General features: G+C 53.0%; 26 protein-coding genes. 11 read left to right on the top strand and 15 right to left on the bottom strand.

Annotated features, from left to right (window positions below; genetic code table 11):
* The first annotated feature begins 158 nt into the window (after positions 1-158).
* The gene (locus VIJ98_RS18685) at positions 159-650 is read left to right on the top strand and encodes a helix-turn-helix domain-containing protein (RefSeq protein WP_323275869.1); all 492 of its coding nucleotides are present in this window, start codon (positions 159-161) and stop codon (positions 648-650) included.
* Between the two features lie 111 nt (positions 651-761).
* Here the strand turns inward: VIJ98_RS18685 and yfaU are convergent, their stop codons facing one another.
* From yfaU to VIJ98_RS18715, 6 genes are all read right to left on the bottom strand, one after another.
* Positions 762-1562 carry a 2-keto-3-deoxy-L-rhamnonate aldolase gene (yfaU, locus tag VIJ98_RS18690; RefSeq protein ID WP_323275435.1) on the bottom strand — a complete coding sequence of 267 codons (801 nt, stop codon included), beginning with the start codon at positions 1560-1562 and terminating at the stop codon, positions 762-764.
* A 13-nt stretch (positions 1563-1575) separates the two neighbouring features.
* Positions 1576-2862 carry an MFS transporter gene (locus VIJ98_RS18695; protein ID WP_323275437.1) on the bottom strand — a complete coding sequence of 429 codons (1287 nt, stop codon included), beginning with the start codon at positions 2860-2862 and terminating at the stop codon, positions 1576-1578.
* Positions 2863-2910: 48 nt separating this feature from the next.
* Positions 2911-4113 carry an L-rhamnonate dehydratase gene (rhmD, locus tag VIJ98_RS18700; RefSeq protein WP_008108157.1) on the bottom strand — a complete coding sequence of 401 codons (1203 nt, stop codon included), beginning with the start codon at positions 4111-4113 and terminating at the stop codon, positions 2911-2913.
* 13 nt (positions 4114-4126) lie between these two features.
* Complete coding sequence (locus VIJ98_RS18705; protein WP_061719770.1) at positions 4127-4909, bottom strand: IclR family transcriptional regulator; 783 nt, start codon at positions 4907-4909, stop codon at positions 4127-4129.
* Between the two features lie 177 nt (positions 4910-5086).
* Positions 5087-5767, bottom strand: coding sequence for a DUF1640 domain-containing protein (locus VIJ98_RS18710; protein ID WP_323275439.1), 681 nt, complete (start codon positions 5765-5767; stop codon positions 5087-5089).
* A gap of 162 nt (positions 5768-5929) precedes the next feature.
* The gene (locus VIJ98_RS18715; protein ID WP_323275441.1) at positions 5930-6931 is read right to left on the bottom strand and encodes a helix-turn-helix domain-containing protein; all 1002 of its coding nucleotides are present in this window, start codon (positions 6929-6931) and stop codon (positions 5930-5932) included.
* Positions 6932-7031: 100 nt separating this feature from the next.
* Here VIJ98_RS18715 and VIJ98_RS18720 point away from each other — a divergent pair, with 100 nt between their 5' ends.
* Positions 7032-7727 (top strand): isochorismatase family cysteine hydrolase, encoded by a 696-nt coding sequence (locus tag VIJ98_RS18720; RefSeq protein ID WP_323275443.1) that lies wholly within the window; start codon positions 7032-7034, stop codon positions 7725-7727.
* Here VIJ98_RS18720 and VIJ98_RS18725 read toward each other — a convergent pair whose 3' ends face one another.
* The gene (locus VIJ98_RS18725; RefSeq protein ID WP_061719844.1) at positions 7728-8075 is read right to left on the bottom strand and encodes a hypothetical protein; all 348 of its coding nucleotides are present in this window, start codon (positions 8073-8075) and stop codon (positions 7728-7730) included. It abuts the gene before it with no gap.
* Between the two features lie 215 nt (positions 8076-8290).
* On the opposite strand from VIJ98_RS18725, the gene VIJ98_RS18730 reads away from it, so the two are divergent.
* A complete protein-coding gene (locus tag VIJ98_RS18730) occupies positions 8291-9637 on the top strand; it encodes an autotransporter outer membrane beta-barrel domain-containing protein (RefSeq protein WP_323275445.1) in 1347 nt (448 codons plus the stop codon).
* Here the strand turns inward: VIJ98_RS18730 and VIJ98_RS18735 are convergent.
* On the bottom strand, positions 9634-10818 hold the full coding sequence (locus tag VIJ98_RS18735; RefSeq protein WP_323275447.1) for an NAD(P)/FAD-dependent oxidoreductase: 1185 nt from the start codon (positions 10816-10818) through the stop codon (positions 9634-9636). The genes VIJ98_RS18730 and VIJ98_RS18735 overlap by 4 nt on opposite strands.
* A gap of 242 nt (positions 10819-11060) precedes the next feature.
* Here VIJ98_RS18735 and pitA point away from each other — a divergent pair, with 242 nt between their 5' ends.
* Positions 11061-12560, top strand: a complete 1500-nt coding sequence (pitA, locus tag VIJ98_RS18740) for an inorganic phosphate transporter PitA (RefSeq protein WP_139221449.1) — start codon at positions 11061-11063, stop codon at positions 12558-12560.
* A gap of 45 nt (positions 12561-12605) precedes the next feature.
* On the opposite strand, the gene uspB is transcribed toward pitA, so the two are convergent.
* On the bottom strand, positions 12606-12941 hold the full coding sequence (uspB, locus tag VIJ98_RS18745) for a universal stress protein UspB (RefSeq protein WP_008108136.1): 336 nt from the start codon (positions 12939-12941) through the stop codon (positions 12606-12608).
* A 417-nt stretch (positions 12942-13358) separates the two neighbouring features.
* On the opposite strand from uspB, the gene uspA reads away from it, so the two are divergent.
* Positions 13359-13796 carry a universal stress protein UspA gene (uspA, locus tag VIJ98_RS18750; RefSeq protein WP_007889892.1) on the top strand — a complete coding sequence of 146 codons (438 nt, stop codon included), beginning with the start codon at positions 13359-13361 and terminating at the stop codon, positions 13794-13796.
* Positions 13797-13842: 46 nt separating this feature from the next.
* On the opposite strand, the gene rsmJ is transcribed toward uspA, so the two are convergent.
* From rsmJ to VIJ98_RS18770, 4 genes are all read right to left on the bottom strand, one after another.
* Entirely contained in the window at positions 13843-14592 is a 750-nt protein-coding gene (gene rsmJ, locus VIJ98_RS18755) for a 16S rRNA (guanine(1516)-N(2))-methyltransferase RsmJ (protein WP_323275451.1), read from the bottom strand.
* 8 nt (positions 14593-14600) lie between these two features.
* Positions 14601-16643, bottom strand: coding sequence for an oligopeptidase A (prlC, locus tag VIJ98_RS18760; RefSeq protein ID WP_061719776.1), 2043 nt, complete (start codon positions 16641-16643; stop codon positions 14601-14603).
* Positions 16644-16783: 140 nt separating this feature from the next.
* Positions 16784-18232 (bottom strand): hypothetical protein, encoded by a 1449-nt coding sequence (locus VIJ98_RS18765; RefSeq protein WP_407330285.1) that lies wholly within the window; start codon positions 18230-18232, stop codon positions 16784-16786.
* Between the two features lie 163 nt (positions 18233-18395).
* Entirely contained in the window at positions 18396-18845 is a 450-nt protein-coding gene (locus tag VIJ98_RS18770) for a hypothetical protein (RefSeq protein WP_231103509.1), read from the bottom strand.
* A gap of 329 nt (positions 18846-19174) precedes the next feature.
* On the opposite strand from VIJ98_RS18770, the gene VIJ98_RS18775 reads away from it, so the two are divergent.
* The gene (locus tag VIJ98_RS18775; protein ID WP_007889903.1) at positions 19175-20017 is read left to right on the top strand and encodes a 23S rRNA (adenine(2030)-N(6))-methyltransferase RlmJ; all 843 of its coding nucleotides are present in this window, start codon (positions 19175-19177) and stop codon (positions 20015-20017) included.
* Positions 20018-20056: 39 nt separating this feature from the next.
* Entirely contained in the window at positions 20057-20869 is an 813-nt protein-coding gene (locus VIJ98_RS18780) for a CPBP family intramembrane glutamic endopeptidase (RefSeq protein ID WP_323275455.1), read from the top strand.
* Here VIJ98_RS18780 and rnz read toward each other — a convergent pair.
* A complete protein-coding gene (gene rnz / locus VIJ98_RS18785; protein WP_154193988.1) occupies positions 20866-21777 on the bottom strand; it encodes a ribonuclease Z in 912 nt (303 codons plus the stop codon). The two genes, VIJ98_RS18780 and rnz, sit on opposite strands and share 4 nt — an antisense overlap.
* A 126-nt stretch (positions 21778-21903) precedes the next feature.
* Here rnz and gorA point away from each other — a divergent pair, with 126 nt between their 5' ends.
* Entirely contained in the window at positions 21904-23256 is a 1353-nt protein-coding gene (gorA, locus tag VIJ98_RS18790) for a glutathione-disulfide reductase (RefSeq protein WP_323275457.1), read from the top strand.
* Between the two features lie 54 nt (positions 23257-23310).
* On the opposite strand, the gene dinD is transcribed toward gorA, so the two are convergent.
* Positions 23311-24171 (bottom strand): DNA damage-inducible protein D, encoded by an 861-nt coding sequence (dinD, locus tag VIJ98_RS18795; RefSeq protein WP_407330286.1) that lies wholly within the window; start codon positions 24169-24171, stop codon positions 23311-23313.
* Positions 24172-24484: 313 nt separating this feature from the next.
* Between dinD and VIJ98_RS18800 the strand changes: the two genes are divergently transcribed.
* The 3 genes from VIJ98_RS18800 to VIJ98_RS18810 all read left to right on the top strand — a co-directional run bounded on the left by VIJ98_RS18800 (position 24485) and on the right by VIJ98_RS18810 (position 26985).
* Entirely contained in the window at positions 24485-25417 is a 933-nt protein-coding gene (locus VIJ98_RS18800) for a nucleoside recognition domain-containing protein (protein ID WP_323275461.1), read from the top strand.
* A gap of 259 nt (positions 25418-25676) precedes the next feature.
* On the top strand, positions 25677-26456 hold the full coding sequence (locus VIJ98_RS18805; RefSeq protein WP_323275463.1) for a Sua5/YciO/YrdC/YwlC family protein: 780 nt from the start codon (positions 25677-25679) through the stop codon (positions 26454-26456).
* Between the two features lie 253 nt (positions 26457-26709).
* Positions 26710-26985, top strand: a complete 276-nt coding sequence (locus tag VIJ98_RS18810) for a type II toxin-antitoxin system RelE/ParE family toxin (protein WP_008108126.1) — start codon at positions 26710-26712, stop codon at positions 26983-26985.
* The last annotated feature ends 7 nt before the right edge of the window (positions 26986-26992 follow it).

The raw sequence follows: 26992 nt of genomic DNA on the forward strand, positions 1-26992 counted from the left end.
CAACACCATCACAACAAGAAAACCTGTAAATTCACGAAAACCAAGACCGGTCTTGATGACAAATAACAAAATAATTCAATAATCAGAAAACTTTACATTAATTGCAGATTGGAAAGATTAATTAAATTACACTCTGTGCGTGTTAATGGAGGACTATGATGACACAGCAAAAATACAATGAAGGGGTAATTGATTCGGTAACCGAATGGATTATGGCTAACCTGGATCAACGTTTAAGCATCGATGATATCGCACTGAAGTCCGGCTATTCTAAATGGTATTTACAGAAACTCTTTGCCCGCTATCACAATGAAACGCTGGCACGCTACATTCGTAAAAAGAAACTGGTTCACTGTATCAATGATTTAAAAGACAGCAATGCGCCGATTATCAGTCTGGCGGTTAAATACCATTTCGAAAGCCAGCAATCCTTTACCCGGTCGTTTAAGCATGTATTGGGCTGCACGCCGCTGTATTGCCGCAAGCGCCAGCTCGATGATGAAACCAAACAAGCAATGCGTGAAAGTAACGATCCCTGTGTGTTGTGTCGTCAAGCGGGTTTTGATGCCACAGAACGTGCTAAAGAGATTGTCACGCCGCTAGCGCGCAACGATAGATTTCTGCCCCGGCTCAGTTGTGCGATGCGTTGATAAATAACGGTTCTTTTATTAACGCCTTTTAACGTCAACAGACTTATTCATTTCAATTAAATGATCTATTTCATCAATGAAAAACGGATGGCGCACCATCCGTTTACTCATTTAGTAGTTCGATTTATTCGGCGCGATTAAACGCTTTTTAAAATGCGCGAGCCGATTATCCAGCGCATCGGTATAAAGCATGGTATCCACACCGACAGCAACAAAGTTTGCCCCCCAACTGATGGCGCGTTCTGCCATTTCAAGATTCACTGCCAGAAAACCGGCCGCTTTTCCTGCGCTGCGGATGCGTTTAATACTGTGCTCAATCACCTTCTGCACTTCAGGATGCGATGCATTATCGGGATAACCTAATGAGGCGGATAAATCTGCCGGGCCAATAAATATCCCGTCAACGCCTTCTACTTCCAGTAACGCATCCAGATTATCAATCGCCGTTTTGCTTTCGGCCTGAATCAACAGGCACAACTCTTCATTGGCGCGCGCCATGTAATTTTCAACGCGTCCCCAACGTGCCGCCCGCGCCACGCCCGCTCCGACGCCGCGCGTACCGTAAGGCGGATAGCGCGTCGCCTGCACCAACGCTTTTGCCTGCTCGGCGCTGTCGATCATCGGTACCAGCAAGGTGCGCGCACCGATATCCAGCACCTGCTTAATCAGTGCGGTCTGGAATTCAATCGGGCGAATCACCGGCTGGCTGCGATAAGGTGCAACCGCCTGCAATTGATGATAGAGATCCTGCACGGTATTCGGGGCGTGTTCGCCATCAATCAGTAACCAGTCGTAGCCGCTGGTGGCGGCAATTTCGGCCAGATACGACGAGGTGCTGCTCAGCCACAAGCCAATCTGCGTTTCACCTTTAGCCAATCCGGCTTTGAAAGGATTTTTTAATGGGTCCTGCATAGCTTCTCCTTACTCAATGACTTGCCTGCTGAGAGTGCGGCAACTGACGCTCCACTTTCAGGCTGAGGATAATGAGTGAACCGATGGCGGCAATCAGCGCCAGCGCCAGCAATCCGGCGGCGCTGCTGTTAAATTGCATCTCGGCATTTACGCGAATCAACGGCGCGAGGAAGCCACCCACAGCGCCAAACAAGTTAACGAAGCCGATGCCTGCCGCCAGCGCGGTACCAGAAAGCAGCTGCGTCGGCATGGTCCAGAACACCGGTTGCACGGCAATAAACCCCACCGCCGCGACGCTAAGCGCGATGATGGCCAACAGCGGCGAAACCAATCCGGACAAACCAATCCCGACCGCCGCCGCCAGCAAGGTGAACGCCGCCACCCGGCGACGCTCGCCGCTGCGGTCGGAATAGCGCGGAATCAGCCAGGTGCCAAACAGCGCGGCAACCCACGGAATCGCCGCCACCAGCGAGGCGAGGAAACCGACTTTAGTGCCCAACAGCGCCGCCACTTGCGATGGCAGGAAGAAGATCAGTCCATATACCGCAATCTGGATGGTCATGTAGATGATGGCGAGTTGCCAGACGCGACCATTGCGCAGCGCATCAAGCAGATGTGAAGTCGGCTTTTGCTGCTCTTCGCTGTCCAGCTGACGTTGCAGCGCCTGCTTCTCTTCTGCGCTGAGAAAACGCGCTTTTGCCGGCGTGTCGTCGATATAGCTGAAGGTGAAAACACCGGCCGCCACCGCCAGCAATCCTTCAATGATAAACATCCAGAACCAGCCGGGATGACCCAGTACGCCGTGCATTTCCAGCAGTGCGCCAGAAAGCGGTGAACCCAGCGTCAACGCCAACGGCGCGCCCATATAGAACAGCCCCATTACGCTGGCGCGCTGCTGCTGCGGAAACCACAGCGAGGTGAGATAAATCATGCCGGGGAAGAAACCCGCCTCAGCAGCGCCGAGCAAGGTACGCACCAGCAGGAATTTAGCTTCGGTATCAGCAAACGCCATCGCCGCCGAAAGAAATCCCCACAGCAGCGTGGTGCCACCAATCCAGCTGCGCGCGCCGAATCGCTTCATCAACAAATTGGCCGGAACGCCAAGTAGCGCGTACACCACAAAGAATATTCCGGCACCTAACGCGTAAGCTTCATTACTTAGGCCGGTATCAAGTTGATACGCCTCTTTGGCAAAACCGATGTTGGCGCGGTCGAGAAACGCCAGCACGTAGAGCATCAACATGAAAGGAATAAGACGTGCGCGGTTCTTTTTAACCGCACTTAACACCAGATTATCCATGGTAAAACCCTCACGCACGGCTGCGACGCGTCGTCGCAGCCGATGCGGTTAGTGTTGATAAGGACGCTTCAGTCCATCGCGATTCAGTTCCACGCCGAAGCCCGGTTTATCCAGCACCGATTTGTGCATGCGACCGTTAACCGGCACCGGTTCATTGATCAGCAGTGGATCAAACTGCGGGCGCAGCGTGCTGCAATCCGGGCTGGTCATCAGGAATTCACTGAATGGGCTGTTGGTGAAGGTGATCACCGCATGATGCGAGTAAACCGAAGAGCCATGCGGCACTACCAATTGGCCGCGTGATTTCGCCAGCGCCGCTACCTCAACCAGCGTGGTCAGGCCGCCGCACCAACCCACATCCGGCTGCAGAATATCAATGCCGGTTTCTGCCAGCGTGCGGAACGATTGCAGCGTACCGTGATGTTCGCCGCTGGTGATCAACATGCCCTGCGGCGCTTGCTGTTTCAGCTGTGCGTAACCTTCGAACTGTTGCGGCGGCAAACACTCTTCCAGCCACTTGACGTTATAAGGTGCGCAGGCGTGCGCCAGTTTGGTGGCGAAATTGACGTCCTGACTCATCCAGCAATCAAGCATCAGCCAGAAATCCGGGCCGCAGGTTTCGCGATAGTGAGCGATGCGCGCCACCTCTTTTCGGATACCTTCATCGCCATCATGCGGTCCCCACTGCACCGCCATTTTGCCGCCGATAAAGCCCATCTTCTGCGCCAGATCCGGACGCGCGCCGGTGGCATAGAACTGCAGTTCGTCACGCACCGCACCACCCAGCAGTTTGTAGACCGGCAGATCGGTGACTTTGCCGAACAGATCCCACAGCGCCAAATCGACGCATGAAATGGTGTTCATCACCAACCCGCCCGATCCGGCGTAGTACATGGTAGCGTTCATCATCTGGTCGTGGATCAGTTTGATATCGCTGACGCAGCGCCCTTCGAGGAAACGATTGAGATGCTTTTCCACGATGAAGCAGCCCATTTCACCACCGGTGGTAATGGCGAAACCGGTTTGGCCGTTATCGGCTTCGACTTCAACAATCAGCGTGCCTAACACGTTGATGCCAAAGGATTGACGCGACTGCTCATACTGTTTGTATTTGCTCATTGGCGTGGCGACGTGGTCGTCAATCCAGTGATTAGCACCTTGATCGTGATAATCGCCGCCAGCCGCCGCTTTATCAGCAGTAGCGCCGCCGGCAAAGTAGGCGCGGACAGTTTTAATTTTAGGTAGGGACATGCTCTTCTCCTGGTTACGAGGCGTGTTTTTCCGCCGGGCTACGCCAGCCCAGCAGACGGGAAATATCGCGGGCGCAGGCAATCACCTGACCAGCAAGGTAATCGCGTTTGTCGTCGTCAATCTCGAGTCGGGTGCCGACCAGTGAAATGGCGGCAACTAATTGCTGGCGGGCATTGAAAATCGGCGCGGCAACGCAGCGCACATCGGGATAATCTTCACCGTTATCAAAGCTCCAGCCCTGACGGCGAATGCGTGCCAGCTCGGTGCGGAGCGCGTCGGCATTGCGCAGCGAGGTTGGCGTCACAGCCACAAAGCGCATGTCGCTAATGATGCGTTCCTGCTCTTCAGGCCGTTGCCACGCCAGCAGACACTTGCCAATGCCCGAGCGATAGAGCGACAGGCTTTTCCCTTCGTGCGAGCGCACGCTGATGGTGGCGGCAGATTCGAGTTTGAGGATGTAACAGGCGTGGCCACCATCGAGAATGCCGAGATGGCACAGCAGATTGGTCTGCTGCATTAAGCGCGTCAGACGTGGACGCGCGATATCGCGGATATCCATGTGCTGCAACGCATGGCCGGCAAACTCCACCAGCCGCGTCCACAGGCAGTAGTTGTTGTTGCGATCGATGGTGATCAGACGCTGTTTTTTCAGTTCAGCGAACAGCAGATAGGCGCTGCTTTTGGGAAGCGCCAGCGTTTCAATGATCTCGGCGGCGCTGCACGGTCCGTGCTGGGCAATAAAGTCAAGAATCGCAATGGCGCGCGTCAGCGCGGGGACAGGCGTAATTTCCAACATGCTGGACTCCAGTCTGATGATCTGGAGCGCAGTGTTGTGGTTTTAACCTCTAAGAAGTGTGCGCCGCTTCAAATTACGTGGCGCACAGTGCGTTTGGCGGCAACGGGTATGCGGGAATGTGAATCGCGCCGCGCTACGAGTACAGCCGACTGTACTTGCAGCGCACAATCAGGAAATTTAAGAGAAAATGTATTTGATGGCTGCAATGACCATCGTAGTGGCCATCACCATTAACAAACGCTTTATCCAGCGCATATCGGTTTTCAGGGCAGAGACATCGGCTTTGATAACCTCAATGTCTTTTTCAATGCGATCAAGGCGAGCTTCGACTCTGGTCAGGCGCACATCTAACGCTTTTATTTCACCACTTAGTCGAACATCCAGATCTTTAATCGCATTAGTAAGCCGAATATCCAGTTCTCGTATAGCCGTACTAAGCCGGTCATCCAGCTCTTTGATTGCACCTGTAAGCCGAACATCCAGTTCCCTAATAGCACCACTCAGCCGATCATCCAGCTCTTTGATTGCACCTGTAAGTCGAACATCCAGTTCTCTAATATCGCCACTGAGCCGATCATCTAGCTCTTTAATCGCACCAGTAAGGCGTAGATCAAGCTCTTTGATCGTGCCATTAAGTCGCTTGTCCTGTTCTTTAATCACACCGATAAGTCGAACATCCAGTTCTTTAATACTCCCTGTAATGCCTTCTCCGGCCTTCATCAAATCGGCACGAGATAACGCATTGTCCTGCTGCATCTCGGTAAAGATCTCGACCATGGCTTCGGCTTGCTGATCGCTGACGCCGGCCAGCTGCAGTGCTTTAAAAGCTTTATGTGTATTCATCATCGCGAGTGTCATCCGTGAAGCTCCTGAGTTGAGGTGAGGCGTAAGCCGACATCTTGCTCAGCGAGCGATTGTTGCACCATGTGACTGTTGGTATTTTGCGCGGCATTTCGAAAAATATCAATTAGTACAACAAGTAACGTACAGACGGATGCGGGGCATCTCGCAAAATGGGCATCAGGATCTGCCGCGAAAAGTTTTGCGATATTGCAGCGGGGAGGTGTTGAGTTGCTTCTTGAAATGACGGCGCAGCATCAGCGGCGAGGAGAAGCCCGCTTTCTCGGCGATCAGTTCTACTGGTTGATCGGTTTTCTCGAGAAAACGCTGCGCCAGTGCCAGACGCTGATTCACTAACCACTCACTGAAACAGCCGCCGGTGGTTTGATTGAAGCGCCGGGTAAAACTGCGGCGGCTCATCAAGGCTTTATCCGCCAGTTGTTCCAGCGTGAGCGCCTGCTGCAGATTTTCTGTCGCCCAACTCAGCGCCGACATAAAACGATCGTTGCCCGCCGAATGATAAACCGGCTGCTCAATATATTGCGCCTGCCCGCCCTGCCGATGCGGCGGCACCACCAGCATCCGCGCCACGCTGTTAGCCACATCGACACCGCACTGTTCGCGCACCAGATGCAGGCAGCAATCAATGCTCGCCGCCGTACCCGCTGAGGTCACAATTTGACCTTCGTCGATATACAGCACGTCGCGGTCAATCGCCACATCCGGATAGAGCCGTTCGAAATCTGCCATCCAGCGCCAGTGCGTGGTGGCGCGGCGCTGACTTAATAATCCGGCGGCACCTAATACGAATGCACCAAGGCACAAACCCACCACCTGCGCACCGCGCTGCGCCGCCTGCTGCAAGGCGTGCAGTAATTCTGCCGGTGGCAGCACGTCAGGATCGCTCCAGCTTGGCACCACCACCATATCGACATTGGCCAGTTGATCTAAGCCGTGTTCGGCCAGAATGGAAAAGCCACTGTTGGTTTTTAACGGTCCGGGATGCGTGGCGCAGATCAGCAACTGATAGCACAACGCGCCGTCATCCTGAGCGGCCTTTTCGAACACCGCGCAGGGCACCGAAAGGTGGAAGGGAATGATGTCATCGAACACCACGATACCCACTTTGATGGGCGCAGCCGTGCCTGGCATTTTTGGCGCAAATTGAACGCTATTTGTCATCCGTTGTACTCCTTCACTTACGGCGAAATCGCCATACTGCACCCCATCGGAGGCCGCGATGGCCTCTTCTTTCCGCTAAACCATCAAAGGATTATTACTCATGAAAAACATTTTCGCTTCAGGAACCTTAGCGCTGGCGATGGCGATTTCTGGCAATGCGTTCGCCGCCGAGACTAAGTCAGAAAAAGCACCAACCATCCGCACCATGAGCGGCGCCACTGCTACAACTTCACTTAACGCGAAGCAGACCGCGGTGATTGTCATCGATATCCAGAATGAATATTTCCCTGGCGGCAAGATGCCGATTCCTGATGGCATGCAGGCGCTAAAAAACAGCAAACGTATTGTTGAGTTCGCGCATAAACACAACATGCCGGTGTTTTTTGTGCAGCATTTGGGTGAGGCGAATGGCCCGCTGTTTGCCAAAGGCAGCCGTTTCGCCGAGTTCCACAAGGATTTGCAGCCGGCTAAAGGTGACCGCGTGATCAGCAAAGCCACACCAAGTTCATTTGTGGGCACTGATTTACAGAAACAGCTGGATTCGCTGGGTATCAAACAGCTGATTGTCACCGGTCTGATGACCCACATGTGCGTGTCATCCACCGCGCGTGATGCCGTGCCGCTGGGTTATTCGGTGATCATTCCGGAAGATGCCACCGCCACGCGTGATTTAGCCACCTGGGATAACAAAGTGGTCGATCACAAGGTGTTGCAGCAAGCCGCTCTGGCGGGTGTGGCAGATGTGTTCGCAGAAATTAAAACCACCGATCAGGTACTTGCGCTGCCAGTGCAATAATCACTGAACCGGCTGGCCCGGCAGCAATTTCTCAGACATCAAACGGCGGCAGGAGAGATTTTCCTGCCGCGCTTGCTGCTGCTGTTCGGGCGACAAATCCTGCCACACCGCTTGCAGATGATCAGCCAAACCCTGCTGGAAATGAATCTTCTGCAATGCGTAATCTGAATTACTGCCTTCAATAATCTGCTGCATATCCTGCGCGGTATTGCCGCGTCCATCGTGAGTCAGCGTACAGAACATGGCGATATAATAACCTTTGTCCTCATCGCTGTAATGCGGCATCAGCCACCAAACCGCAGCACTGATAATAATCAGCAACGGCACAATGAATTTGAGTTTTAACATGAATGGTTTATCCGCTGGAAAAAGGAAACGCGCGATAGTAACAGCATTCGGCTGGCCGCACATATTTTGCCGGTCGCATCCATAACGTAACCAGTTAACTGTGATCAGCTTCCGAGCAATTCATTTTGCCCGTTAAAATAAGACAGAACTTAAATAGCTCGACTAACAGGTCACTATAAGTTGCAAACCCTTTCGCAATAAATCGACCAGATACGATGAACCTGACTCAGCTGACGCTGGCTATCGGTGCACTTTGTAGCTTCGAGCCGTTATATGCTAAAGAGATAAAACCCTTTTCTTCAGACATTCCACCGCTTCCTGTAAACCCCCTTTCTCACTCATCAACCGAACCGGTTTTAGCGCCTTTATCCGAGCATCTCCATTCCGATTCGCTGTTGCATAACGCTAAACATGCAGCCGCTGACAGCTTAAAAATGGTGGGGAAATTTTTCGCACGAAACAGCTGGTATGATGATTTCAATCCGGCGGCCAATCGCCCGCATTTTCAGGGAAAGCTTGCCGGTAGCAGGCCCCATTTATTTTGGTTTTACCGCTTGCAGAGCTCAGTGATTGCTCCGCTTCCACCCGATCCGGATCTGATCGATCCCGTGCTCGATGGCAATCCACCTTCCCCGCCGCCACCCTTCGTGCCAAGACCTAAACCACAAATCCCAGCCTATGCCGCTCTGCCAGCCGCACTCTTTGGTATGGATGAAAATCTGCAAACACGCTTTATCTATGATGCACAACTTGCAGGCCGGGATGGTCGCCCTAACCTGTTCATTTCGGGTTTCAGCGTTGATGAGCGCTATCGTAGCGAAGCCAATCACAACCAAAGTGAAAACCACTACTATGGCTGGCTGGTAGGCTTACGTGGATTGCTAACGGAAGATGAGCAACGACAGCTGGCACTGAGTGTGGCGATCAGTAAAGGTCACTTCACTCTGGAGCCTTCACAGTCCAGCGGCAACAGCCACGGGCAGGTTGATACTCAAGGTATCAATGCGATGTTGAGCTGGCAGCCGCAGCATGGCCTGCAACTGGCTCTGCCGATTGGTTTCGGTCACTATCGCGGCAATATAAGCAGTGATGAAAAAGATAAAGTGGCACAGGTAAAAGCCCGCAGCGCCAATATAGGTGTGGATGTTGGCTGGCGCTGGCAAGAAGGTTCACACGCTTTCACGCCGATGTTGGGCACCACCATGCAATGGGCACGCATCAAGGATATTCATGACAACGACAATCTACATATTGGTTATTCTCAGCAAAAACAGCTGCAGTTCTCTGGCGGTATGAAATATGACTTCAGCCCGACAGATAGCCTGAAATTTGGCCTTGAAACACGCTATATGCAGTACAGCGGCCATGCGGGCAATGTTGCGGTGGATAAAGATAATTTGCGCACAGGGCGTGGTGGCGAACACCTGGAGTTTAGCGGCGACGTTGGCTGGCAGCTGACTGAGAATGTTCAGCTTAATAGCCAGCTTAAGTGGCAACATCGCCTTAGTCAGGAAGGTGCCAGCAACTGGCAGACACAACTGGGTGTACAGATTGCCTTCTAAAGCGCCTGCGCGCACGCCCAGGCCGAGCTCCATGCCCACTGGAAGTTGTAACCGCCCAGCCAGCCGGTAACGTCCACCACTTCGCCAATAAAGAACAATCCCGGCACATCGCGCGCTTCCATGGTTTTTGATGACAGCTGGGTGGTGTCAACGCCACCCAGCGTCACTTCGGCGGTGCGATAGCCTTCGGTACCGTTCGGCTGTACGCGCCACTGATGCAGCGTATTAACCAGCTCGCCCTGCTGCTTGCTGTTCAGCTGCTTCAGCGTGACGTCAGGAATCTGCTTCAGCTCCTGCAGCACCTCAACCAAACGTTTTGGCAGAATCTTCGCCAGGCTGTTTTTCAGGCTGAGGTTGGGATGCGCCTCGCGCTGCACATTAATGAAATCATCCAGCGAGTTGGCGGGTGATAAATCAATGGTGACGAATTCACCTGGCTGCCAGTAGCTGGAGATTTGCAGCACCGCAGGGCCCGATAAGCCGCGATGGGTAAACAGCATCGCCTCTTTAAATAGGGTGCCATCCTGCGCGGTGATGGTGGTGGGAAGCGCCACGCCCGACAGCGTGTTGAGCTGTTCCAGCAGTGGTTTATGCAGGGTGAACGGCACCAAAGCCGCGCGCGTCGGGAATACTTTCAGGCCGAACTGTTCCGCCACTTTGTAGCCAAACGGCGTGGCGCCGAGGCCCGGCATCGAGAGTCCGCCGCTGGCGATCACCAGTTTTTCGGCCTGCACCGAAGTACCGTTCAGCTGTAAGGTATAGCCGCTGTCGTCGCGCTCGACGCTCAGCACTTCACTGCGCAGGCGCAGCGTCACCTGCCCGGCATCACACTCTTTCAACAGCAGATCGACAATCTGCTGCGCGGAGTCATCGCAGAATAATTGTCCCAGCGTTTTCTCGTGATACGCAATGCCGTGACGATTGACCAGATCGATGAAATCCCACTGGTTGTAACGCGCCAGCGCCGATTTGCAGAAATGCGGGTTGTGCGACAGGTACGCTGCGGGCTCGGTGTGCATGTTGGTAAAGTTGCAGCGACCGCCACCCGACATCAAAATTTTGCGACCGGCTTTTTTGCCGTTATCCAGCAGCAATACGCGACGACCCAATTGTCCCGCCTGCGCCGCGCAGAACATGCCGGCTGCGCCTGCACCAATAATGATAACGTCAAACTTTTCCACTGCTTTTATCCGCCTTGCCCGAAAGGCGCTGATTGTAGGGATTTGCGGCTTTTAGCGCCAGCTTCAAAAAAATGCCGTAAATGTGTCATAATGTAACTCACTAATTTTTAGCCGTTTTCAGCTAAATCTATACGCTGCATTACAATTTTAAGACAATAAAGAGCTATATTTTTCTTTCATATCGCGCACGTTGTCGCAGATAATGCGCCGCGTTCATGTCCTCCCAAAATGGCGTAACGTTTATGCTACATCTGTTTGCTGGTCTCGACCTCAGTACCAGCCTGTTACTGATTCTTGCTCTGCTGTTTGTATTGTTTTACGAAGCAATCAACGGTTTTCACGACACTGCTAACGCGGTCGCGACTGTCATTTATACCCGTGCGATGCGGGCGCAACTGGCGGTTGTCATGGCGGGTGTTTTCAACTTCTTAGGTGTTTTGCTTGGTGGATTGAGCGTGGCGTACGCCATCGTTCACATGCTTCCGACCGATTTACTGTTGAATGTCGGTTCGGCCCACGGTCTCGCCATGGTCTTCTCCATGCTGCTGGCCGCGATTATCTGGAACCTCGGCACCTGGTATTTGGGTTTGCCCGCCTCCAGTTCTCACACATTGATTGGCGCTATCATCGGTATTGGTCTCACCAACGCCCTGATGACCGGCACCTCGGTGGTTGACGCGCTCAACCTACCGAAAGTCATCAATATCTTCATGTCCCTGATTCTTTCACCGATTGTAGGTCTGGTGATTGCAGGCGGTCTGATCTTTATCCTGCGTCGCTACTGGAGCGGAACCACCAAACGTTCCCGCATCCACATGACGCCTGCTGACCGTGAAAAGATTGATGGCAAGAAAAAGCCACCGTTCTGGACGCGCATTGCCCTGATCGTTTCCGCGATTGGCGTGAGTTACTCACACGGCGCTAACGATGGTCAGAAAGGCATTGGCCTGATTATGCTGGTGCTGATCGGCGTTGCTCCGGCGGGATTTGTGGTGAACCTGAATGCGTCAGGTTATGACATCACCCGCACCCGTGACGCAGTCAATCATCTGGAGCAGTATTATCAGCAGCACAACGAATCGCTGACGCACATGATGCAGCTGGCGCCGCCTGTGGTACCAACGCCAGATGAATCGCTTGGCGGTCCGCAGGAGTTCCATTGCGACAGCAGCCGTGCGCTGCAGGCCATCGATCGTGCGCAGCTGCTGCTGAACAATCTGCAGAGCTACGATCAGCTGACGGTTGATCAACGCAGCCAGATGCGTCGTCTGCTGCTGTGCGTTTCCGATACCGTGGATAAAGTGGCCAAGCTGCCGGAAACCAGCGCGGAAGATAAGCGCTTCCTCAACAAGCTGAAAAGCGATTTGCTGGGCACCGTTGAGTACGCTCCGATCTGGATTATTGTTGCTGTAGCGCTGGCGCTGGGCATCGGTACCATGATTGGCTGGCGTCGTGTTGCCACCACCATTGGTGAGAAAATCGGTAAGAAAGGCATGACTTATGCGCAAGGTATGTCGGCGCAGGTAACAGCCGCAGTATCGATTGGCGTGGCCAGTTACACCGGTATGCCGGTTTCGACCACGCACATTCTGTCATCGTCGGTGGCCGGTACCATGCTGGTTGATGGCGGTGGCTTGCAGAGCCGCACCATCAAAAATATCGCTATGGCATGGGTCTTCACATTGCCGGTGTGTATTTTGCTGTCAGGTGCGCTCTACTGGATTGCACTGAAACTGATTTAAGCAAAGCGCAGAAATATTCGAGGGCGACAGCGATGTCGCCCTTTTTTATTGCCAGATCGCCATCGCAATCAAGCTCACCACCACCAAAAAACAGAGCCCGCTGGTCAGTACAAACTGCCCGCGCACCCGCTCACACCGGCGAATGAACTCGTCGTCATGATGATCGTGATAGCGCTTCTCCCAGATATAGCGCACCAGCCGCACCTGCTTACTCGGCTGCCCGTGCGACGTGAAGAAACCCGCGCCATCCACATATTGATATAACAGCGGATCGCAACCGCGCAAAACGGCCAAAAGTGAGCGCAAAGAAGAGAAATAGCGCGCCATATTCACCAGACAAACCACACACAGAGCCCAAAAAAGCGCGATAGTGCTGATCATGTTCCCCTCCCGGCTGGAGCCGCAACGACGTCGAACGCAGCGGGGAATTGCTGTAGACGCCGCACGGGAAATAAACCAGCCACTGAATGATGTCGATTGCATTGTTGTTATGCGAACCTGAGTGCGCGACTCATACGGCAGTGGCGCTTATTTTCAGTGTAGGAGATCTGTTCAATTTTTTTCCAGCGATGATTTTCGTTCAGGGCGAGTGAAAAAGCCGATAACGCTTGATCTTCCTCACATGCGAACTTTCGCTTGCAGCATTTGTTAACAACTCTGGCTATACTCAGGACATAACAAAAACCGCCTGCAAGGCTGAAAAATTGGTTGGTGGCGCTTCATCGCCGTCTCGCGCAAAGGAATCGCCTACCGTGAAAGCAGGAAGATTGCCCCGAATCTTGAGAAAGGAGTTTTATCATGGCTTATAAACACATCCTGATTGCAGTAGACCTTTCCCCGGAAAGCCAGTTGCTGGTTGATAAAGCCGTTTCGCTGGCCCGTCCTTATGATGCAAAAATCTCGCTGATCCACGTTGATGTGAACTATTCAGACCTCTATACCGGGCTGATTGACGTCAATCTGGGCGACATGCAGAAGCGTATTTCTGAAGAGACGCACACCGCGCTGAAAGAGCTGTCGATCAATGCCGGCTATCCGATCAGTGAAACCCTGAGCGGCAGCGGCGATCTTGGCCAGGTGCTGGTGGATGCGATTAAGAAATATGATGTGGATTTGGTGGTGTGTGGTCACCATCAGGACTTCTGGAGCAAGCTGATGTCATCGGCGCGCCAGTTGATTAACACCGTGCATATCGACATGTTAATTGTTCCGCTGCGCGACGAAGACGAAGAGTAACCCGTAGGGTCGCCATTCATGGCGACCTTTCTCATAGCCGCACGATCTACCCCAGCGGCGGATAAATATCAAAACGATGGCTTTTGGTAACCACTGCATCCTGCGTCACCACGCCCGCTAACGGCGGCGCATAATCCGGACGCTTCACCACAATGCGCTTCTTCGCCAGCCGACGCGCCGGTTCCAGCAGCGCATCCGCATCGTTATCCGCACCGACCAGCGACTGAAACACGCGCATCTCTTTCTTCACCATCGCGCTTTTCTGGCGATGTGGATACATCGGATCGAGATAGACCACATCCGGCGCGGGCGTGATATCGCTCAGCGCTTGCTGGCTAACGACGTGTAGCAGCGTAAGCCGATCGCGCAGCCAGCCGCCAATCTCCGCATCCTGATAGCCGCGACGCAAACCATCGTCCAGCAAAGCCGCGACCACCGGATGACGCTCCAGCATGCGGACGCGACAGCCCAGCGCCGCCAGCACAAACGCATCGCGCCCCAAACCGGCCGTCGCATCAACCACGTCTGGCAGATAACCGCTTTTGATGCCGACCGCTTTTGCCACCGCTTCGCCGCGACCGCCGCCAAACTTGCGCCGATGCGCCATCGCGCCCGAAACGAAATCCACGAAGATGCCGCCGAGTTTCGGCTCATCCAGCTTACGCAGCTCAAGGTGCTCGGCGGTTAACACCAGCGCCATCGTTGCCTGATCGTCCTGCTGCAAACCCCAGCGCTCGGCTAAATGTAATAAGGCGCCGTCTCCGGCGCCTGTTTCATCGATTAAACCAATTTTCACAAGCCGGCTTATCCCTGAATTCCGTAGTGTTCCAGCATCGCATCGAGCTGCGGCTCACGGCCACGGAAGCGTTTGAACAGCTCCATTGGCTCTTCGGAACCGCCACGCGTCAGGATATTGTCGAGGAACGACTGACCGGTCTGACGGTTGAAAATGCCCTCTTCTTCGAAGCGCGAATAGGCATCGGCAGCCAGCACGTCGGCCCACAGATAGCTGTAATAACCCGCCGCATAACCGCCAGCAAAGACATGGCTGAAAGCGTGCGGGAAACGGCCCCATTCCGGGCTTGGCACCACGGCAACCTGCTTCTTCACTTCACGCAGGGTTTCGAGGATGCGCGCGCCTTGCGCGGGATCGAACTCGGTATGCAGACGGAAATCGAACAGGCCGAACTCCAGCTGACGCAGGATAAACAGCGCCGCCTGATAGTTTTTCGCCGCCAGCATTTTATCCAGCAGCTCTTTCGGCAACGGCTCGCCAGTTTCGTAGTGGCCGGAGATAAACGCCAGCGCTTCCGGCTCCCAGCACCAGTTTTCCATAAACTGGCTTGGCAGCTCGACAGCATCCCACGGTACACCGCTGATACCGGATACGCCCGGCGTTTCGATGCGCGTCAGCATATGGTGCAGACCGTGACCGAATTCATGGAACAGCGTGATCACTTCATCGTGCGTGAACAGCGCCGGTTTGCCCTGCAGCGGACGGTTAAAGTTACAGGTGAGATAGGCCACCGGCTTCTGCAGGCTGCCGTCGGCTTTACGCATCTGGCCGACGCAATCGTCCATCCACGCGCCACCACGCTTGTGTTCGCGCGCATAGAGATCGAGATAGAAGCTGCCGCGCAGTTCGCCGCTTTCGTCGAACAGGTCGAAGAAGCGCACGTCTGGATGGTAAACATCGACGTCTTTGCGCTCTTTGGCGGTGATGCCGTAAATGCGTTTAACCACCTCGAACAAGCCGCTCACCGCGCGCGCTTCCGGGAAGTACGGACGCAGCTGCTCATCGCTGATGGTATAGAGATGCTGTTTCTGTTTCTCGCCGTAATACGTCAGATCCCACGGATTCATCTCGTCGACGCCGTGCTCTTTCTTCGCGAAGGCGCGCAGCTGAGCCAGCTCTTTCTCACCTTGTGGACGAGCGCGTTTCGCCAGATCGGTCAGGAAGTCGATCACCTGCGCTGGATTTTCCGCCATTTTGGTCGCCAGCGATTTGTCAGCGTAAGAGTCAAAGCCCAGCAGCTGTGCCAGTTCATGGCGTAGCGCCAGCTCTTCCGCCATTACAGGACCGTTATCCCATTTGCCAGCATTCGGGCCCTGTTCGGAAGCACGCGTTGAATACGCGCGATACAGCTCTTCACGCAATGCAGCGTTGTCGCAGTAAGTCATAACCGGCAGATAGCTTGGGATATCCAGCGTCAGCAGCCAGCCTTGTTGCTCTTTGGCTTCGGCCTGCGCTTTGGCGGCAGCCAGCGCACTTTCCGGCATACCGGCCAGTTCCGCTTCATCGGTCACCAGCTTGCTCCAGCCCATGGTGGCGTCGAGCACGTTGTTGCTGTAGGTCGAACCCAGTTCAGAAAGACGCGCCGCAATTTCGCCGTAGCGCTTCTGCTTCTCTTTATCGAGGCCAATCCCGGACAGCTCAAAATCACGCAGGCTGTTATCCACCGCTTTCTTCTGCGCGGTATCCAGCGCCGCGTAGCTATCGCCCTCTTTCAGGTTGCGATACGCCTGATACAAACCTTCATTCTGGCCAACCCAGGTGCTGTATTCAGACAGCAGCGGCAGCGTTTGCTCGTAAGCTTCACGCAGTTCTGGGCTGTTCTTTACCGAGTTCAAATGGCTGACCGGCGAGAACAGGCGACCTAAGCGATCGTCGACTTCAGCCAGCGGCTGCACCAAATTTTCCCAGGTGTAAGGCGCGCCTTGTGCCACAACGCGTTCCACCGCTGCGCGGCAGTCATTTAGCGCTTCGGTAACCGCAGGAACCACATGTTCAGGTTTGATGGCAGAAAACGGAGGCAGCGAAAAAGGCGTGAGTAACGGATTGGTCATAAGCGCAGTCCTTTCATGATGAAGTAGTGGCGCGAACTTTCGCGCGACGCATTTTACTAACATGCGGCTTGATGGCATGAAAATCAATGCCACTAAGCCTGGACCAACGAAGAAAAGCCCGCCAGAAGGCGGGCTGAAGATTATTTAATCGCGAGTTGGTAGTGAATCACATCGTAAGGCGCCACCCACGGTGGCAGAGGTTCGCGTTCGAAGATATCTTTCGCCAGCGCCCAGCCTTCTACGGCACCGCCTTTACCGGTGAGAGACATCCCGTCATAGAGCAGCGGCGGCAGATTGCTATCAAATGGCACTTTGTCATCTGCAAAATCATTAATCACTTTGCCGCCCAGCGTGCTGACTTTGACGCTCACTTCAACCTGCTGCTCGGGGATCAGTTTCGCTTTCGCTGGCTTCACCGCAAACCAGCGCACGCCATTTTCTGCACGCAGCGTTTTACGCTTCTCAACCTGCTTATCGAGTTGCGCATAGCCTTTCTCAATCAGCTTGCCCATGCCTTTATTGATCGATTCTTGCATCGTTGCATAACGCTGCGACATCTCTTCACTGCGCATGGCTGACGTGCCGGTTTTCAGTTGCGTGGTTAACCCCGCGATCAACTGATCAAGGCTGATATTGAGGCCTACATCCTTCACCATCTGCAACTGCACTACTGCATTACTGGCAATGAATTGACCTAAGGTGTAACCATCGCGATCAGCGTCACTTTTGGGAAGTGTCTCGGGTAACGCGATGGTCGAGTGCTTTTTTGCGTTATCGAGCTCGGCAGTCAATGTGGCAATATTTTTTGCCTGCTGCTGCTTCAAAGCATCTTCACTGCGTTTGGCGGCATCGTGTGCTTCACGCAGTTGTTGGTTCAATAACTCCGCATCTGCGGCATGCTGCGTTTTAAGCTGTTCCTGGCTGCGTTTTACTGCTTCCTGCGCCTCATTCAGCTGTTTACTCAACTGGGCCGCATCCTGGGTTTGCTGTTTTTTCTCAGCATCCAGCGTAGCAAGCTTTTTGGCGCTTTCGATTTGTTGCACCTTTAAAGCTTCAGCGTTCTTTTGCATGTCACTTAATGCCCTGCTTTGCTGTTGTGCATCCTTCAGCGCCTGCTTAAGTGTACTTACTTCCTCTACCAACTGCTGTTTCTCAGCCTGTAACGCAGCCAGTTGCTTATCACTGATCGATTGCTGCGGGACGCTGCGCTGGGCTGCATCAACCGCTTGCTGTTGAGCCGCCTTCAGTTCTTGCGTGACTTTGGCGAGGTTTTGCGCCTGCTGTTGATTTTCAGCTTCCAGCGCAGCCAGCTTTTTCTGGCTCTCAGCCTGTTGACGTTTCAGCGCCTCTTGCGACTTATCACGCTTAGATTCAGCCTGCTGCTTCTCCAGCTGATTGATGCGCGCACGTAAGCGTGTCAACTCCGCTTGGTCCGTTGATTTAGTAGTACTTTTTGGTTGTGATGTTGGCTGTGGTTTCGACGTTTCGGCCGGAATAAAAGGTTTTGCGTGAGAAGCCTCGCCAAAAGCACGCAGCATCTCATCGTCAGAAGCCGCGCAGGCTAAAGCAGGCAACAGCGATACAGTCATTACAAGTATCCGAGACAGATAACGGGGTGTCATCACGGCCTCCCGGCGCGACAATAAGTAAACAAAAGGCTTCATCTTTATCACTGAGATAAAGATGAAGCCCGACTACAGCGCAATCACATTGCGCTGTTAAAAATAATAAATTGGAGCTGCTTTTATTAACTCAACCAGCCTGGCGAATAATCAGCTGAGAAAGGCGAGTCTTAATACGGAAGCACAATTCACGGATCTGGAATTGATAACGCGGCATCACCAGATCATTGATATCAGAGCCAATGGAATCTTTAATTTGCAGATATTTATTGGTCTGCGCACCGATTTTCTGGAATTCCGCTTGATAGCTTTCATAGGAAGCCTGGCTATAAAGACGCATCGCATCCAACTCTTTACGACACTGCTGAATATTGCTCGCGCGGTCGTCGCTGAAAGATGCGCTTTCAGCTTGTGCCGGCGCAGAAGCAACAAACGGTGAACCCTGCTGCTCTGGCGCATTTTGCGCTGCAGGCTGCTCTTCCGCCATTGGCGGTGTGACTAAACTATGAACGGGTTGTTGTTTCGCGCAGCCTGTCAGTGCCAACAGGCTTGCCACCGCGATACCAGTCATTTTTTTCATTATTTTCACCAGGAATTGTTAGAGATGCTTTAAGCAAAAAATTATACGGCCTTAACCGGAAAGTTTCCTGCCAGACTCTCTGGCATTTGGCTTGTGACCGCTTGGTTTAGCGCAGACTAACTTACTTAATCTGAGGATAAAATTCGAGTACCGAATTTTCCTTAGGAATTTTCACTGATACCAGACAAGTCGCAACCGGCTATAGCGACGCATTGGCGCAAAACTTAAGCGCCTGCCAAAACGTCAGCAATTTTTATGCAGCGCGGCTATAATCGCGCCACACACGATGTTTTGACTCCCTTTGATCCAACCGCGGACCCCCTTTCTTTATGCTGAGTTATCGCCACAGTTTTCATGCCGGCAACCATGCCGACGTGCTGAAACACACCGTTGAAAGCCTGATCCTCACCGCCCTGATGGAGAAGGAAAAACCTTTCCTCTATCTGGATACCCACGCCGGTGCCGGACGTTACCTGCTGAGCGGAGAGCACGCCGAGCGTACCGGTGAATATCTGGAAGGCATTGGCCGCATCTGGCAGCAGCCAGATGTGCCGGAGTTGCTCAAGCCGTATCTCTCGGCGGTGCGTAATCTCAATCCGCACGGCACCTTAAAGTATTATCCGGGTTCACCGTTGATTGCCCGCTTCCTGCTGCGTGAAGAGGACAAAATGGAGCTGACCGAGCTGCATTCCAGCGATTATCCGCTGCTGCGCACCGAGTTCAGCAAAGATTCCCGCGCGCGCGTGGCGCGTGGCGATGGCTACCAGCAGCTGAAAGCCAAGCTGCCGCCGCTGAGCCGTCGCGGCCTGATTCTGATCGATCCGCCGTATGAGATGAAAAGCGATTATCAGGATGTGGTGAAAGGCATTCAGGAAGGTCACAAGCGTTTCGCCACCGGCGTATTTGCGCTGTGGTATCCAGTGGTGATGCGTCAGCAGATCAAGCACATGGTTAAAGATTTGCAGGCCACCAATATCCGCAACATCCTGCAGATTGAGCTGGCGGTCCGTCCGGACAGCGATCAGCGCGGCATGACGGCCTCCGGCATGATCGTGATTAATCCGCCGTGGAAGCTGAAAGCGCAGATGGAAGAGCTGCTGCCTTGGCTGCATCAGAAATTGGTGCCCGCCGGAACCGGTCACTTCAGCGTCACGCAGATCGTGCCAGAGTAAGTTCGCTTACTACGTCGCCAGCCTATCAGGACAATTATCATGTGGATCATTCTGGCTGGCGCACTTGCCGTGCTGTCGCCCGCCAAACGTTTTTCGGTACTGCTGCTCACGCTCGCCACTATTTTGGGGCTGTTCGAAGATGTGCTGGATTGGCCGGCGATGGTGCTGCTCGGTGCGATAGCCGTCATCGCCTGGATTCGTGTGGAAAATAACGCGCGCTGGATTCAGCTGGTGAGTGAAGCCGCGCTGGTTGCCATCGCCATCGGCCTGTTTGTACACTTTTTCCCTGGCTTCAAAAATCCGCGTCAGGTGGAAGATGTGCAAGCCGGGCCGCTCAGCCTGCCCTTTAGCTTCTCGTATAACTTCGATAAAGCGCTGATTCCGTTTGTGTTGCTCATCTGCTTGCCGCAGCTGTTCCGCACCAAATCCGCGCCGCCGCGACTCAAAATTTTGTGGCTGGCGCTGCTGGCGGCGATTCCGCTGCTGCTGTTTATCGCGGTTAAGTTGGGTGGCCTGGCCGTTGAACCTCACTGGCCGGAATGGTTGGGCAGTTTTATGCTGGCAAACCTGTTCTTCGTGTCACTGGCGGAAGAAGCGTTTTTTCGCGGCTATCTGCAACAGCGCCTGCGCCAGAAAGGCGGCCCCGTTGCAGCCCTGTTACTGACTTCGCTGCTGTTTGGCGTGTCGCATTTTCCCGGCGGGCCGCTGCTGATGGTGTTTGCCACCTTCGCCGGGCTGATTTATGGCCTCGCATGGCAGTGGAGCGGACGCCTGTGGGTCGCCACCGGCATCCATTTCCTGTTCAACATGACGCATCTGCTGTTTTTCACCTATCCGGCGCTACAGCACTAAACCTCGAACACCGCAAAATCATGTGCCAGCTCAGTCGCTGCAAACACCGACTGGCACTCCGCCAGCAGTTTCTCCCGATCCTTAGACAAATAACGCGAGCTGAAATGCGTAGCGATCATCCGCTTCGCGCCCGACTGTTTCGCCACTTCGGCGGCCTGAATGGTGGTTGAGTGGCCGCGTCCATTGGCTTTCTCCGCCAGCGCCGCCTCCAGCGTGGTTTCGTGCACCATCACATCGGCATTCGCGGCCAGCTGCAGCGCCACCTCGGTTGGTGCGGTATCACCAAATATCGCCAGCACTTTGCCTTTGGTTGCCGGGCCAAGATAATCGGCGCCATTGATCTCACGGCCATCTTCCAGCTGGATGCGCTTACCGGCTTTCAAATCCTGATACCACGGCCCGCGCGGTACGCCTTCAGCCTTCAGACGCGGCGCATCGAGGAAGCCCGGTTTATCGTGTTGTTCGATGCGATAGCCATAACACTCAATCACATGATTCATCGGCCAGGCCGTCACGCGCACTTCGCCGTCATCCAGCACCAAACCGGCTTCAATCTCGACAATTTCCAGCGGATAAGAGGTGTACGAGCCGCTCAAACTGAGCGCCGTCTCGATAAACTGACGAATACCTTTTGGTCCGTAAATAGTCATCGGTTCGGGGATACCGGCCATCGAGCGGCTGGTAAGCAAGCCCGGCAGCCCAAAGATGTGGTCGCCGTGCAGATGGGTGATAAAGATTTTTTCCAGCTTGCCCGGCTTCAGCGCAGAGCGCATGTATTGATGCTGCGTCGCCTCGCCGCAGTCAAACAGCCAGGTATCGCCGCGTTTTGACAGCGTCAGCGCTATCGCGGTGACGTTACGTTGCAGGCTGGGCGCACCGCCGCCGGTGCCGAGGAATGTCAGTTGCATGCTATGCTTCCCTGTAATCGGACATAAAAATCAATGCTATTACAATCATAGGTGCAATCTTTGCGTCAATAATCGTCCTAGCGTTAAACTCTATGCCAATTTTCTTCCAACAGATGGACATAACGGATGACCAGACATTTTGACTACCTCGCCATCGGCGGCGGCAGCGGCGGTATCGCCTCGATTAACCGTGCAGCGATGCATGGCCAGAAGTGCGCGCTGATTGAAGCCAAAGAGCTGGGCGGCACCTGTGTCAACGTCGGCTGCGTACCGAAAAAGGTCATGTGGCATGCGGCGCAAATCGCTGAAGCTATTCATCTTTATGGGCCAGATTATGGCTTCGACACCACGGTAAACCGTTTTGATTGGTCAGTTCTGGTGAAAAACCGCAGCGCCTACATCGACCGCATTCACAGCTCCTACGACAACGTGCTGGGTAAAAACAAGGTTGAAGTGATCAAAGGCTTCGCGCGCTTTATCGATGCTAATACCGTGGAAGTGAACGGTGAAACCATTACTGCCGATCATATCCTGATCGCCACCGGCGGACGTCCAAGCCATCCCAACGTGCCGGGCGCGGAATACGGTATCGACTCTGACGGTTTCTTCGAGCTCGATGCGCTGCCAAAACGCGTGGCGGTGGTTGGCGCGGGTTACATCGCGGTGGAACTGGCGGGCGTGGTCAATGCGCTGGGCGCGGAAACGCACCTGTTCGTGCGTAAGCATGCGCCGCTGCGCAGCTTCGATCCGCTGATCGTCGACACGTTGGTAGAAGTGATGCACGCCGAAGGCCCAATGCTGCACACCGAATCGATTCCGAAAGCCGTGATCAAAAACGCCGACGGCAGCCTGACGCTGCAGCTGGAAAGCGGCCACGAACAAACCGTCGATTGCCTGGTGTGGGCGATTGGCCGTGAACCGGCGACCGATAACCTCAATCTGGCGGTAACCGGCGTGGCGCTGAACGACAAAGGCTACATCAACGTCGACAAATTCCAGAACACCAATGTCAAAGGCATCTATGCAGTGGGCGATAACACCGGCGCGGTGGAACTGACGCCGGTGGCCGTTGCCGCAGGTCGTCGTCTTTCCGAACGTCTATTCAACAATAAGCCGGACGAGCATCTGGATTACAGTAACGTGCCAACCGTGGTGTTCAGCCATCCGCCGATTGGTACCGTGGGTCTGACCGAACCGCAGGCGCGCGAACAGTACGGCGACGACCAGGTGAAAGTGTACAAATCCTCCTTCACCGCGATGTACACCGCCGTTACCCAGCATCGCCAGCCGTGCCGCATGAAGCTGGTGTGCGTTGGCCCGGAAGAGAAGATTGTCGGCATTCACGGTATCGGCAACGGTATGGATGAGATGCTGCAAGGCTTCGCGGTGGCGCTGAAAATGGGCGCAACCAAGAAAGACTTCGATAACACCGTAGCGATTCACCCAACGGCGGCGGAAGAGTTTGTGACGATGCGTTAAACCGCTAATCTCTTCAATAAAATCAGGATGCATAAGCATCCTGATTTTTTCTTATTAAAGTTCGTCGCTATCTTTTTCCAGTTTCGCGGGTTTAACCAGTGACTTCTTTTCGGCTGAAGCCAATCTTCGCTCAACTTTTTTTACATCTTCAGCAGCCGGTAAACTTTCAGGTCTAATTCCTCGACTGAGTAATGTTTCTCGTACCGCCTGATTATTATTAACGTGCTCGCCAGATATTTGCAGCTCACTATGCATTCGTAATGTACGAGCATTATGAATCGTAATTTCTGTGGCAAAATCCTTGGCTTTTAAAATGATGGTTGGTGCGAAATCGGCTAATGGACGACTTTCTGGCACAGCCCACTGTACTTTCATAACCTGTGTACTGCGATTAAACAGTGCAAAATCACCTTTACTACGAATAAGTGCGAAGTTCTGGCTGCCACCCGTTTGCTCGTAAATAACGTTTGAAAGCTCTTTTTCGGTTCCGCTAAGTTTTTTCCTTGCCTGTACCCGCTCAGTTTCCAGTAGCCTTAATTCAATAAGCTCCGCTTTACGCGTCTGCATGGCGAAGTAAGTCTGCGCAAATGCAATCTCCTGCTTTCTGGGATCACCGTTTTGGGCTATCAGATAACATGCATACCGTGTAAGCATGACATCATCAATCTCGCGCTGCCCACCCTTGCCAAGTTCGATCATTTTCCCGACGTCGGCAAAATGATCCAGCACCTCATTGCCTGAGATCTCGCAAGACGTTTTGGCTTTCAAAACCACACTTTGAAAGTTGTCCCATTTGCCATATCCCAGCAAATGTTGCACATCTCGCGCTAACCAGAACTCCACACCGCTATCAGTTTGTTGAGAACAGCCTTCAAAAGCATCGGTCAGCATCTGAATATGTTTGTTTTCCATCATTCCCCCTGAACTACGTGTCCACATATCTCTCGGGGGATCAAACTGAACAGGCTTCCTCTACATCGATAGCAGATCCGTCTTGTTTTTCGTTAATGCTTATTGAACTTCAACCGCAATCAGTTATGAAAATAGTTAGGTATACTTCATTTCCTGAAATACAAAACCCGCTTTCTTCACTACTCAATAATCTACGCACAGGATAAGATCTATTCCGAAGTTGTAGGGTGCGCATTAATGCCACCGAAAATTTAATGGCATTGCCAGTTTATATATTTTACGGGGAGAACGGTGTGAACAAAGGTCGGAAGCGGGCATGAATATTATCGATATCATTATGTCCGCAGGCAAAGCCTCGGTAGACGTGGCGTTCTATACGTTGATTCCGATTATGGTGGTGATGTTATTCATCATGAAATATCTGGAGGTCAAAGGTCTACTGGATTTTGTTGTACGTCATGCCACGCCGTTATTAAAACCCTTCGGTATTACCGGGCTGGCATTTTTTGCCATGATTCAGCTTAATTTCGTCAGCTTTGCAGCACCGCTGGCGGCGCTGGCCATTATGGAAAAGCGCGGCACCTCCGATCGTCATATGGCGGCCACGCTGGCGATGCTGTTTGCCATGGGCCAGGCCAGCACCTTTTATCCGCTGATTCCGGCGGGATTACACTGGAGCACGGCGCTGATTATTTCGATCTGCGGCGGCGTATTAGCGGCAGCGGCAACCTATCACCTGTTTGGCCGCAAACTCTCGGATGCGGCGCTGTTAAATGAAGATGAAGCCGTTACCAGTAGCGAAACTAAAATGGGGCTGATTGGCATCATTAATAGCGCCGGTTCCGATGCAATTCGTCTGGCGCTGGGTTCGCTGCCGATGTTGATTATCTCGTTATCAGTAGTCGGCATTTTGAAGGAAGCAGGCGGGATTGAAATGCTGACGCGTCTGGTGTCGCCGCTGCTGGATAAGCTGAATATTTCCGAAGTCTATATTCTTCCGGCGCTGACTAAATGTCTGGCAGGCGGCACCGCCTATTACGGCGTGGTGGCGGGATTGGTGGAGAAGGGTTTATACAGCGCGCACAACATCAACGCATCGGCCGGATTACTGATTCAAACCTTCGATCTACCCGGCATCGGAATTTACCTTGGCCTGTCGAGCCGATTCCCGCGCCTGTTCCGCTTTGCCGTGCCCGGCATTGTGCTCGGTATTGCGCTGCGTGCGACTGTGCACGCCATCCTGTTCTGATTACTGTTGGCGCTGAATCCACTTTTCAGCGCCATTAAATAAATAACACTACAATTCTCAGGCGTTATTTATTATTACCCCTATTAATTCCATCGTTATTTTCACCCATTGCATTAGCGATAATTTTAGTACTATTATCGCAACAGACATCTCTAAAATATAATTAACCCTGATGAAATATCGGGTTAATTTACCAAACCCTTAAATTCATTGCAGGTAATATTCCTGTATATCCTTTTTTTGCAGACAGGGTAAATCCATGAGCGGTAAGCAGATAACCTGGAATGGCGGATTACAACCGGAAGCCATCGATATTCTGGCGCAAGATGGCGGCATGATCGTTAGCCCAACCAAAGTGGGCTACATCATCATGACCTCCGATAAAGCCGGCCTGGAGCGTAAGTTCGAAGCCAAGCAGCGCAAGCGCAACAAGCCTGGCGTGGTGCTGTGCGGCTCGCTGGAACAGCTGCGTTCGCTGGCGCAACTCACGCCAGAAATCGACCAGCTTTATCAGCGTCACTGGGATGAAGATATTCTGCTGGGCTGTATTTTACCGTGGCGCGACGATGCGCTGTCGCGTATTCCCGATGATGGTTCAAAAGAGCTGATGATGGATGGCCATCAAACCAGCTGCTTCGTGATTAAATTCGGCAAGCCAGGCGAAAATATCGCAAAAGCATTGTGGGATACTCACGGAAAATTCTCCTTTGCCAGCTCAGCAAATCCATCTGGTCAGGGAAATCGCGGTTTGGTCGAAGGTATTGGCGAGCGCATTGAAGCCCGCGCCGATTTAATTATTGAAGCCAATGCTTACGTGAAATCCATTCAGCCTAACGATGCCAATAAAGTGCGCTATGAACAAGGCGTTATGGTATCGATGGTGGATAGCGAAGGTCGTCTGATTCCACAGCAAAACGGCGAGCGCAAAATCACGCCGTGCCCGGTGCTGATTCGTAAAGGGTTGGATGTGGATAAAATTATGGCGCTGCTGTCCGAGATTTTCCCTTCATGGGATTACCGCCACGGCGATTATTACTGATCTTTTAAAAGCCTGTATCCTCTATGGAAACAGGCTTTCTTTTTACCACCCCACCGTAATCTCGCCGTCCTCCCCGCACTCTGCTGATGTTTAAACGCCGCTGGCAGTTCACTCAGTGAACCGAAACTATTGCTGATCACTGAAAATATAGATTTACCATCCAATAAAAACCTATATATATTGCAGATATAGATAATTATATCTATAATTCTTAAATCCAGTGAGGAGTGTTCGCAACATGTGAGGTAAGGGAATGCCAGAGCTACATTGGCGTAAAGCTGCTCTGAAGCAGATGCGAGCCATTGCAGACGCTAACGAAAGGAAGAAGCTGAATGAGCAAGTGAATGAGTTAAAAAAGTTTCCGCTTGTTCCGCCCAATCTGGATGTTAAGTCTCTAAAAAATGGTCAGGCTGACTATCGGCTTAGATGGGGAAATTATCGCGTTTTGTTCGACTATCACAAAGGCGAGGAACCGAAAATCATCGCTATTCAGCAAGTAATGAGACGAACCAGCGGAACCTACAAATAATCAAGGT

Source organism: Pantoea sp. S18, assembly GCF_045689705.1.
Taxonomy (GTDB): Bacteria; Pseudomonadota; Gammaproteobacteria; order Enterobacterales; family Enterobacteriaceae; genus Pantoea; species Pantoea symbiotica.